The sequence below is a fragment of the Formosa undariae genome (assembly GCF_042427615.1).
GTDB classification, from domain to species: domain Bacteria; phylum Bacteroidota; class Bacteroidia; order Flavobacteriales; family Flavobacteriaceae; genus Formosa; species Formosa undariae.
On record NZ_JBHMEZ010000001.1, the window covers coordinates 16,974 to 28,064 of the forward strand.

General features: G+C 34.6%; 7 protein-coding genes and 1 tRNA gene. 1 reads left to right on the forward strand and 7 read right to left on the reverse strand.

Annotated features, from left to right (window positions below; all coding sequences use genetic code 11):
- Nucleotides 1-15: 15 nt before the first annotated feature.
- The 3 genes from ACFFVB_RS00085 to ACFFVB_RS00095 all read right to left on the reverse strand — a co-directional run bounded on the left by ACFFVB_RS00085 (nt 16) and on the right by ACFFVB_RS00095 (nt 5,375).
- The gene (locus ACFFVB_RS00085; protein WP_382379907.1) at nt 16-2,001 is read right to left on the reverse strand and encodes a glycoside hydrolase family 97 protein; all 1,986 of its coding nucleotides are present in this window, start codon (nt 1,999-2,001) and stop codon (nt 16-18) included.
- 72 nt (nt 2,002-2,073) lie between these two features.
- Nucleotides 2,074-4,413 carry an alpha-L-rhamnosidase-related protein gene (locus tag ACFFVB_RS00090; protein WP_382379909.1) on the reverse strand — a complete coding sequence of 780 codons (2,340 nt, stop codon included), beginning with the start codon at nt 4,411-4,413 and terminating at the stop codon, nt 2,074-2,076.
- Nucleotides 4,414-4,670: 257 nt separating this feature from the next.
- Nucleotides 4,671-5,375, reverse strand: coding sequence for a thioredoxin domain-containing protein (locus tag ACFFVB_RS00095; RefSeq protein ID WP_382379911.1), 705 nt, complete (start codon nt 5,373-5,375; stop codon nt 4,671-4,673).
- A gap of 234 nt (nt 5,376-5,609) precedes the next feature.
- Here ACFFVB_RS00095 and ACFFVB_RS00100 point away from each other — a divergent pair, with 234 nt between their 5' ends.
- Nucleotides 5,610-6,782 carry a WG repeat-containing protein gene (locus ACFFVB_RS00100; protein WP_382379913.1) on the forward strand — a complete coding sequence of 391 codons (1,173 nt, stop codon included), beginning with the start codon at nt 5,610-5,612 and terminating at the stop codon, nt 6,780-6,782.
- Between the two features lie 209 nt (nt 6,783-6,991).
- On the opposite strand, the gene ACFFVB_RS00105 is transcribed toward ACFFVB_RS00100, so the two are convergent.
- From ACFFVB_RS00105 to ftsA, 4 genes are all read right to left on the reverse strand, one after another.
- Nucleotides 6,992-7,065: transfer RNA gene (locus ACFFVB_RS00105), tRNA-Arg, on the reverse strand.
- A 43-nt stretch (nt 7,066-7,108) separates the two neighbouring features.
- The gene (locus tag ACFFVB_RS00110; RefSeq protein WP_382379915.1) at nt 7,109-7,558 is read right to left on the reverse strand and encodes a GatB/YqeY domain-containing protein; all 450 of its coding nucleotides are present in this window, start codon (nt 7,556-7,558) and stop codon (nt 7,109-7,111) included.
- A gap of 97 nt (nt 7,559-7,655) precedes the next feature.
- On the reverse strand, nt 7,656-9,644 hold the full coding sequence (ftsZ, locus tag ACFFVB_RS00115) for a cell division protein FtsZ (protein ID WP_382379917.1): 1,989 nt from the start codon (nt 9,642-9,644) through the stop codon (nt 7,656-7,658).
- A 91-nt stretch (nt 9,645-9,735) separates the two neighbouring features.
- Entirely contained in the window at nt 9,736-11,088 is a 1,353-nt protein-coding gene (ftsA, locus tag ACFFVB_RS00120) for a cell division protein FtsA (RefSeq protein ID WP_382379919.1), read from the reverse strand.
- Between the last annotated feature and the right edge of the window lie 3 nt (nt 11,089-11,091).

Here is an 11,091-nt window from a genome sequence, read left to right on the forward strand (position 1 = left end):
AAGAAACCGCTTCAATTAATCCTTATTCATTGAGATTATAGCAGACCAACCACCTCCACTAGACATTTCTGCCATGATTTTAGAGTTCTGATTTACAGCTAACGATTCTATACTATAATCTTCTGCAAATCGGTTTGCATTTACACCATCTTTAAAGACTTTCATTTTAAAATCCCCAGCTTTAAGAAACGAAAGATCCATTTCTAATTGTCTTGACGACCAATCTGTCATAGCCCCGATATACCAAGTATCACCTTTTCTTCTCGCCACAGCAATATAATCTCCAATTGCACCATGAAGTACTCTTGTTTCGTCCCATGTTGTAGGGATTTGGGTAATAAAATCTACAGTTTCCTGTTCTTTATAATATCGCGATGGAGAATCGCAAAGCATTTGTAAAGGCGCTTCGTAAACAACATACATCGCAACTTGATGCGCGCGTGTCCCCATACTCATTGGACGCTTTCCTTTAATAGCAAAATTTTGTCTCTGAGCATTGCTCATAGCTCCAGGCGTGTAATCCATCGGACCTGCCGCCATACGAATAAAAGGGATTGTTACATTATGTTCTGGCGTAATATCCTTACTCCATTTATTATTCTCACTACCCTTTACGCCTTCATAATTAATAACATTTGGATAAACCCGTCGTAAACCCGAAGGTTTAAACGAACCATGAAAATCGACTAACAGCTCTAGTCTTGCACATTCTTTCGCAATACGCTCGTAAGAATTTACAACATACTGATCGTTACGCTGTATAAAATCTATTTTAACCCCTTTTACACCCCAACTTTTATAGGTTTCTAGAATCTCTTCAAGATTAGCATCTAGAGGCTTCCATAAAGCCCAAAGAATAATGTCTACGCTTTTTTCTTTTGCATAACGAATTAATTCAGGAACGTCTATATCAGGATTAAAATCAAGAATTTCGGTAGTAGACTTAGTCCACCCTTCATCAAGTATCACATACTCTATATTGTTAGACGAGGCAAAATCAATGTAATATTTATAGGTCGCTGTGTTTAATCCCGACTTAAAATCTACGCCGTAAATATTATTGGCATTATACCAATCCCAAGCCACTTTACCAGGCTTAATCCACTCGGTATTTTCAATAGCTTGCGGCCTTGCTAATTGATACGTTAAATTACTTTCTACAAAAGTACGATCGTCATCACTTATTATAAAAACCCTCCAAGGATACGCTCTTTTTCCAGACACCTTAGCAATATAATCGGCTTTTTTGGTAATGGTCTGATCACGATCTCCCTGACTTTTAGCATCGACAGCCTCTAAAACGTATTTAGGAAAAATAGCGTCGACAGTCTCATTTCCATTACCTCTTACAAACATTCCCGGATAGTCGTGAAGCGCTGTTTCCGTAAATAATACCTTCGCATTGTCTGTTGTAAAAACAACAGGTAAACTACAAAACTCACTAGAGGATATCCCAGAGACTTCTTTATTTAAATACGCACGTTCGTTATGTGAATACATAGTTGTTTCTTGTGGAAAGAAAGATTTTGCTCCTTCCGGAAAAGAAACTTTTATTTGCTCTGAATTTACAGTTCTATCACGATTACCTTCATCCAGAAACTGATAAGCAACACCATCGTTATACGCACGAATATGGAGTTGATATTTACCTTTAAAAGTGAATACTATCTGAGTATATTCATCTTTAATTTCGGCATCTTTATGTGGAACACCTGGATAAATCATTGCAGAAACCGTTTTTATAATATGGTTTTTCACTTGCGGTTTAACACCAAAATTTTCCCCTGAAGAAAAATCCATTCCTATTTTTGCTTCCTTAATAATTACATGTCCTTTTAGCGAGGCAGACCAAGATATATCATTGGCAACAGAGACCTTAAGCTGTATGTTTTTATCGGGTGAAGTAATTTCAAAATTTTGGGAATATGTTTGCTGACCAATTAGAAACACAAAAAGTAAAAGCACTATTCTATTTAACGACATTTTAGAATTATTTTCCATTTATTTTATTCAATTTTACGACATAATTACACGAAGTAACTACGATTAGAGGGTATTAAATTTTAATTAAAATCACTTTTTAAGAGCTTCAAATCGCCACTGATTTGCCCCAACTTCAAATTCAATATGATTATTGACGTCCCCCTTAAATTTAATTATGTTTTTATTTGGAATAGATTTCCCATCTTCCCATATTGTTTTGCCATTTAAAGTAATACGTGTATAATCGTCATTAGGAATCCCAACGATTGCTTCGGTATCTTTTGGCACAACAACAGAAAGTTCAAATTTATCACGACTATTTTTAAATTCACTTTTAATAGTTCCCTTAACCGACTGCACGGTTGCAGAAGCTTGTTCCACAGATCCTGGGTTTGGAATAATCTGAAACTTTGAATACCCCGGAGTAATAGGTTCTATACCACATAAATATTGTGATAAGATAGTTAGCGCACCTCCACTCCATGCATGATTTGTGGTTCCACCTCCAAAACCGTCTTTACCAATTCCCCAACCCTCAAACAGCGTTGAGTAATCTGGATGATTCACCATAGGGCCAAAGCGTTTTTTCATACGCTTAATAGCATAATCGGCTTGTCCCATTTGAAATAACGCTTCTAAAACATATTTTTCCATGTATGGACTAGCATGTTCTTCTGTTTTAAAGACTTCAAAAAGCGCTTCGTATTTATCTGCATCAGCTAAACCGGACACCACTGCTAACGCCTGACTACGATCATCTGTTTTTCCCTTATAATCCGGATGACGATACGCTGTTCCTGTCCAAAAGTTGTTATTATAGCCCGCTTTTAAATTCTTCATTTTTTGTTTAAGCTCTTCTGCATCGTCATGCTTGTCTAACAAAACAGCCATATTGAGAACACCTTTTAAAGCTAAATAATACACGCCATTAAAAATAAGCTTCATATCTTTATCTCTACCCCAATCTCCCCAAATCCATCCACCACGACGAAGCACTACCGTACCATCTTCGTTAATTTGCCATATTTTTAAATACTTTTGAACGCCATCATAAAGATCGGACATGGTTTGTTTATCCTCGGTATGTAAGTAGTAATTCCAGAATCCATAATAACCAATACTCGTAAGCATTTGTGAAGGCAATTCTTTATCCCAGTTTCCTGCAGGAATGGGTGAAAACAAGGTAGAGTCTTGTCGTTGCCAGCCAATAAGCTCATACATTCCTTTCTTTAATAAGGCATGACTATTGGTGTCCAGAGCATAAAAAGCCTCACCTCCTTCATTAACTTCGTCTCCCCACCATTGTGCACGTTCTCTGTCTGGACAATCCATGTACGTATCTCGCATGGTAACATATAACGTTCGTAATGATTTTTCCCAAATCTTATTTAGAAATTCAACTGAACTGTTGAAGCTTCCTGAAAATTCGGTATTATATCCGGTTTCACGATATTTTAAATCTAAAACTTTTACACCTTTTGGAATAGAATACAATACTTTATGTCCGTTAATCCAACCATAACTTTCGTAATCCTGCATACCTTTTTTGGTGATATACTGTGCATACATATTATAATCGCCACCACCTTTAAAATGATCTGTTTTCATCTCAATAATATGTCCTTCAGAAGTTTCAACTTTAAGATATGGCGTAATTTGTAGATTGGCAGGCAAGTCCATACTAATCACGGTATCTTTCACTGTCGTAAAAGGAAAAGCAGGAGTATTAGAATATGGCTTTAATCCGAAATCTTTCCAAAACGGAATAGGACGAAGTACAAGATTGTTCCATGGTCCCATTGGCACAGGTCCTAAAATGCTTGCATTTTTCCATTTTTTTGTACTATAATTATTCTGATACCAATCGCCTATATCGTTCCGGGCATCGTATCGAATACTAGATTCTGATAATCGAAAATTAGGATAAGGTTCTGGACAGGTTTCATATGCTATATTTCGTTTAATTTTCCAAGTTTCATCACTTAAAATCCGCATTGAAGGCGTAATACATTCAAAGAGAAAACCAAATTGTCCACTGCTTTTATGTGAAAAACCATCCTTACCAAAATACCATGCTAAAACTGAAATTGTATTTTTCCCTTTCTTAAGAAACTTGGCAATATCTTTCTCGTCGTAGTAGGTGTCTGTTGGATTTGGACCGCGCTTTAAACCGCCTTCAAAAACAACCATTTCTCCATTAACCCACAGCCAATATTTACTGTCTACTGCAATTTTAGCCAAGGCTTCTGTAGGTAAAGCGTCAAGAGAAAACTCTTTTCTTAAGCTGTACCACACATTTGAAGTATCTTGAGTGGTCGGTGAAGGTTCTGTAATCCAACTTGCTTTCCATGTTTCTTGCGCTAAGATTTTAGAACATGGAGATAATACGACTAATAAAAAAAATATAATTCTAAAACTACTTGAACTCATCCTATGTGTCTTTCTGTACTTGGTAAAGCATTTGTACGAATTCACTCGATTTTACATCCATATATCCACGAACATGAAATTAGAATACACACAAGTACAATTTGTTTTCCAAACCACTAAAATAGAGATTAATTCTATGCTTCTTAGCATTTTATTTCAATAAAAAAGCCAAAATATTACAGATACAACAACCAGCTAGCTAAGAATTAAAAGAATGTTGTTATTTAATTTTTGAAAGCATAAAATGGAGTTTAAAACTATTGTAATTGTTGAACCACACCTTCCTTATCTATAAATCCTGTGTGATTCCAAATTTGCTCTTTATTTTTATACACGTGCAGAACAGGCAGCGCATCTACACCTAATGCTTTACAGAGCGCTCTATTCTTGTCTGCATCGATACGAACAACTTCGACTGTAGATTCCATATCATTGGAAATTTCATTTAAATACGGTTCCATTTTTTTACAAGGCGCACACCAATCTGCATAGAAATCGACTAATATTAATTTATCCGAATTCAATAACGCCTGAAAATCTTCTAAGCTCATTCCCGGATCAGCAACTTTAGACACTATTTCTGGCCAATTTCCGCTTCTCCATTTCATTAGTCCACCTTGCATTTCGTAAATCTTTGTAAAACCTTCCAAACGCATTGCAGCAGCGGCTTTGCCACTTCTTGCACCACTTAAACAATATACTAGAACTTCTTTTGACTTATCTAAATTCGCAATCTGACTTCCGAAATTCTCAGATTTCCAATTATAGTTAATAGCGCCTTCTATATGTCCGCCAGCAAATTCCTCTGGTGTTCTTACATCAATAACCACAAGTTCTGGTTGCTCACTCATAACGTTTGCAAACTGACTTACAGTAAACGTGGTATTGCTATCTTGAGATACAACCAAATTAGCAGACAATATAATCGTTAAAATTAAAATATATTTAAGCTGAGTTTTCATAGAATCGTTTAGTAAAGTTTATTTAATTAATATCAAAAAGACAAGAAACGAATATTTTTTAAAAGTCTAAGTAATCTTAGTCACTTTTGATTACAGTTTTATAAAAAAGGTGTTATTGTTACCCTTACTGCACTCTTTTTATTGAAATTAATTAATCAAAGAATTAAATGACAAAAAAAGATAATTTACTATAAATCAATTTCTTATATTTAAAACCAAAATTTTTAAGAAAATATGAAAAATAGATTCCTACTAATTACACTCTTGTTGATTTCATTTTCTAGTATAGCACAAACCAAATTATATTATGATGAATTAGGGGAGTTTAAAAATGGTTACGCCATAGTTAAGAACGGTACTAAAATTAGTTTTATAGATTCTCTTGGTCAAAACATAGATATAGGGGATACTAAGTTAAAAAAAGACACTGGGATGCAAAAAAATGGTCTTTATGCAATTTCAGAAGACTATAAGAATGAAGGAATAAAAAGTGTTACAGGTGATATCATAGTACAACCGAAAAATAATAAAATTTTAATCAAAAACAACTTATTTGTAAAATTAGACTCCAGAGATTCATGGGCATTAAAAAATGGTGAAAAATTAGAATCCGAAATATTAAATAAAAAAGGAGAACCAATATTTAAATTCCAAGGTGATAGTGAATTCACTTTTTACCCTATTTCTGATAATATTTTAGCTGTTTCTAATCAAAAAAGCCCTAAACATTATAAATTAGTCTTCTTAGACACAAAAGACGAAACAGAATATATTTACAATGAAGTAGTAAAGCCTGACGATAACGGATTAATTAGAGCATCTATTGAAAGGGATGGGAAAATTAAATGGGGATTTATTGATGATAGAGGAAAAACAGTAATCGATTTTATGTACACAAATCCTCCTGGACCATTTTATAATGGTTTAGCTGTAGTAAAAAGTACTGACAATAAATTTGGATATATAGACGAGACTAATAATGTCAACATTAATGTTGAATACATTTCAGCTTATAATTTTGAAGACAATAAGGCTTTGGTAAAAATTTATACAATGAAATATATTGATGGAGTAATCAATAACGGATACAGAATAATTGATAATACAGGAAAAATACTGTATGACTTGGCAGATTTTTCACCCTATCCGAATCAATCTGATTACTACAATCATAGTTTTATGGAGAGCAAAAGAATTATGGTATTACAATCTGGAAAATCTGGAAATAAATCAATTTTAAATCTTGATACTGGTGAAATAACAGAAACAAAATTCTATACTATTGGCAAATTCAACTCAGGTTTGGCTCGAGTATATTTTAACGATGGCAACAATAAACTTCTTTCAGGCTATATTAATCCAAAAGGAGAACTTGTTATGGTGCAAGCCAAAAAAAGTCAATTTTAATAATTATGATTTTCCTTTCACGGCACTAGATTAATATACTCTTACTTCTGGAAATAGAACTATTTTCTAGACACCAACATAATCATAAATCAATTAAAAAGAATCTAACTCAAATCATAATTGTACCAATAACTGTACCAAATCAATATAATTACAAAATAAAAAAACCATAATAAATTGATAATCAACTTATTATGGTTTTAAAACAGTGACCGCGAAGGGATTCGAACCCCCAACCCTCAGAGCCGAAATCTGATATTCTATCCAGTTGAACTACGCAGCCATTATTCCTACGAACGTAGGAATTTTATATTTTATAGTAAAAATTAAACTAAGTTCTTTTTTACTAAAGTCGAGATGGTTTTACCGTCTGCTTTTCCCGCTAATTGTTGGTTAACAATCCCCATCACTTTCCCCATATCTTTCATGCCTTCTGCTCCTACTTTAGCAATAGTTTCTACAACTATTTTCTCTATGGCTGCTTCATCTAATTGCTCTGGTAAAAACTGACTTATTACTTCAGCTTGAGCTAATTCTGGTTCTGCTAAATCTAAACGGTTCTGTTCTGTATAAATAGCAGCACTATCCTTACGTTGCTTTACTAATTTAGATAAGATTTTAATTTCTTGTTCTTCGCTAATCTCCTCTTTAGAACCTGTTTCTGTTTGCGCTAATAACAACTCAGATTTTACTGCTCTTAAAGCTGCCAAAGCTGTTTGGTCTTTTGCTTTCATGGCAACTTTCATTGCGGTCATGATATCTTGTTGTAAACCCATAATATTTATTTACTGCGAAGATAAAAAGAAAAACCCAAAAACATCGTAGAGTTCTTGGGTTTTACTAGCTTAAATTCAACTATAATCTGTGTTAAATTTAATCTACATTATCATGTAAAAACGAATTATTACTTCGTAGTTGTATATCGTTATTATCGTCTACACTTAAACTTGTACCCGACATATTGTTTTCCGACGAATGTTGTGTTTCATATAAGTTAACACCTTGGCGTTTGTAAGCTGGGATTTTTTCTATTTCATCAATTTTAGACGTATTGAATTTATAGTTAAAATCCTTCATTTTTCTACGACGCTCTTCTGCTCTTTCTTTTAGCATTTCAGAAATTGGCGTATTCATTGGATCTATAGGTTCGGCTGGGGCTTGTGGCGCTGCTTTAACAGGCGCTACAGGTTCGTCTTTCTTGATAAAACTAACCTCTTGATCAAAATTACTTAAAGCCTCATCATGTACTGGCTTTTTCTCCTGCTTAGCAACAACTTTTATGTCTTGCTCTTGCTCTTCATAATCATCAAGCACATAACGTACTTCACCTTTTTTAGTAGATTCCGTTACATTAATCAACTCCACATATTCGTTAACAGGTGTATTCTTAATATCCTTAACCTCTTCTAACGCATGCTTAATAACTTCTTTCGGAGCTTCTTCGCGAGTAGTCTCCTGTTGTAACGGCATATCGAAAGTTAACGTAATTTGCTTCTCCTCGTCCTCCGGAGTTTCAGTAATTACAGTTCCGCGTTTTACTTCTGTAAATACAAAATCATTTACATCTACGTCGAAATCTGATAAATTATCGAAAGTCACTTCAATATCTTTTATTGCCTCGGTAGTTGGTACAATATCTACAGTATTAGTGGGTTTTGGCGTCTCCTTTTTAGCAGGCGCATCAAAATCTTCTAAATCATTAATATCTAAGGTATGCTTAATTACTTCTGGTGCTTTTTCAACTTTAGGCGCAATCTTCGCTATAGATACTGGCTTAGTTTCTATATTTGAAACAGCTTCTTCTTTATCTGATTTTTGTTCATCGGTTAAAGAGTGTACTACTTTTTTAGCTTCTGTATTAGAAATTTCATCCTGCTGATCTAAATTAAAACCAGTTGCAATAATAGTAACCGCGATAGACTCGTCTAAAGATTCGTCTTCACCAACACCCATAATAATGTTAGCACCATGACCCGCTTCGTTTTGAATGTGATCGTTAATTTCTCCAATCTCATCAATCGTAATTTCTTGAGCCCCAGAAACAATTAGCAACAACACGTTTTTGGCACCCTGAATTTTATTATCATTAAGTAAAGGAGAATCTAGAGCTTTCATAATAGCATCTTTCGCACGGTTTTGACCAGACGAAATTGAAGATCCCATAATTGCAGAACCACTATTACTTAACACCGTTTTGGCATCACGTAAATCGATGTTTTGTGTGTAATGATGTGTAATAACTTCTGCTATACCACGAGCAGCTGTGGCTAACACTTCATCTGCTTTAGAGAATCCTGCTTTAAAACCAAGATTTCCGTAAACTTCTCGAAGTTTGTTGTTATTAATTACAATTAAAGAATCGACTACATTACGTAATTTTTCGATTCCTTTTTGGGCTTGTTCATTACGCATTTTGCCTTCAAACTGGAAAGGCATAGTAACAATACCAACAGTTAAGACATCTAAGTCTTTAGCCATTTTAGCAATGATTGGAGCAGCACCAGTACCTGTACCACCACCCATACCGGCAGTAATGAAAATCATTTTTGTGTTGGTATCCAACATACGTTTTAAGTCGTCATGACTTTCTATTGCAGATTGGGCTCCTATTTCAGGGTTTGCACCAGCTCCTAATCCTTCTGTTAAGTCTAATCCTAACTGAATTTTATTTGGAACTCCACTGTTTTGAAGCGCTTGTGCATCTGTATTACAGATTACAAAATCTACGCCTTTAATTCCTTGTTGGAACATGTGATTAATGGCATTACTACCACCACCACCAACACCAATAACCTTAATTACATTTGATTGGTTCTTAGGTAAGTCAAATGAGATACTTGCGAATTCTTTGTTGCTGCTCATAAATTCTTTTTTACTGGTTTTTAATCTTTACTTTTATTTTTATACTTTATGTATTGTAAAATCTGTAATAAGACTTTACATATCATTTTTTTTATTCTGCGTTGTCCAAAAAATCCTTGATCCTGTCTGTAAATCTGTCCAAAAAATTTCTGCGCTCCTTTACTTCTTCGGGAGGTGTTTCTTTCAACTCTTCCTTTTCTTCTAGAATAGCTTCCGAAACCGCTGCTGGATTTTTAATTTCTTCTTCCTCGATTTCTTCGACTCTAATTTCTCGTTGTTTACGTTCTTGATATTTTAATCCATCTAAAACTAAACCGACACTAGTCGCATATAACGGACTCGTAATATCTTCATTACTGTCTCCTGCTAAATGCTCGTTCGGATAACCAATTCTGGTATCCATTCCTGTAATATATTCTACTAATTGTTTTAAATGCTTTAATTGTGCACCTCCTCCAGTTAACACAATTCCAGCAATTAATTTCTTTTTCTGCTCTTCGTGACCGTAATTTTTTATTTCTAAAAATACTTGTTCAACGATTTCAACTACACGTGCATGAATAATTTTAGATAAATTCTTCAATGTAATTTCTTTTGGATCTCTACCTCTTAACCCAGGGATAGACACAATTTCGTTGTCTTTATTTTCTCCAGGCCATGCAGAACCAAATTTAATTTTCAGTAATTCTGCTTGTTTTTCAATAATAGAACATCCTTCTTTTATATCTTCAGTAATCACATTTCCTCCGAAAGGGATTACTGCTGTATGACGAATGATACCATCTTTAAAAACGGCTAAATCTGTTGTACCTCCTCCGATATCGATAAGAGCTACACCTGCTTCTTTTTCTTCCTGACTTAAAACAGCGTTCGCCGATGCTAATGGTTCTAATGTTAAACGCTCCAACTCTAAATCTGAACTTTTAATACAACGACCAATATTTCTAATTGATGATACTTGACCAACAACAACATGGAAATTAGCCTCTAGTCGACCACCATGCATCCCTATTGGTTCTTTTATTTCTGGCTGACCATCAATTTTATATTCCTGAGGTAAAACATGAATAATTTCCTCACCTGGAAGCATCACTAATTTATGCACCTGATTGATTAACTGATCAATATCGGTTTCATCAATTACGGTTTCCGAATTCGGCCTTGTAATATAATCACTATGTTGTAAACTACGAATATGTTGTCCGGCAATACCAACAGTTACGCCTTCAATTTTAGTACCTGCTGAAGCTTCCGCTTCTTGCACAGCTTGCTGAATAGACTGAATGGTTTGAGTAATATTACTTACCACACCACGATGCACACCCAAACTTTTGGAGCGTCCTATTCCTAAAATCTCTAATTTTCCGTAATCATTTTTACGCCCAATCATGGCCACAATTTTTGTGGTTCCAATATCTAATCCAACTGCTATATTATGTTCCATAGT

Excerpts from the sequence above, each read along its gene's own strand:
- ACFFVB_RS00085 (WP_382379907.1), bottom strand. The coding sequence starts at position 2,001 with ATGGAAAATAATTCTAAAATGTCGTTAAATAGAATAGTGCTTTTACTT.
- ACFFVB_RS00090 (WP_382379909.1), bottom strand. The coding sequence starts at position 4,413 with ATGAGTTCAAGTAGTTTTAGAATTATATTTTTTTTATTAGTCGTATTA.
- ACFFVB_RS00095 (WP_382379911.1), bottom strand. The coding sequence starts at position 5,375 with ATGAAAACTCAGCTTAAATATATTTTAATTTTAACGATTATATTGTCT.
- ACFFVB_RS00100 (WP_382379913.1), top strand. The coding sequence starts at position 5,610 with ATGAAAAATAGATTCCTACTAATTACACTCTTGTTGATTTCATTTTCT.
- ACFFVB_RS00110 (WP_382379915.1), bottom strand. The coding sequence starts at position 7,558 with ATGGGTTTACAACAAGATATCATGACCGCAATGAAAGTTGCCATGAAA.
- ftsZ (WP_382379917.1), bottom strand. The coding sequence starts at position 9,644 with ATGAGCAGCAACAAAGAATTCGCAAGTATCTCATTTGACTTACCTAAG.
- ftsA (WP_382379919.1), bottom strand. The coding sequence starts at position 11,088 with ATGGAACATAATATAGCAGTTGGATTAGATATTGGAACCACAAAAATT.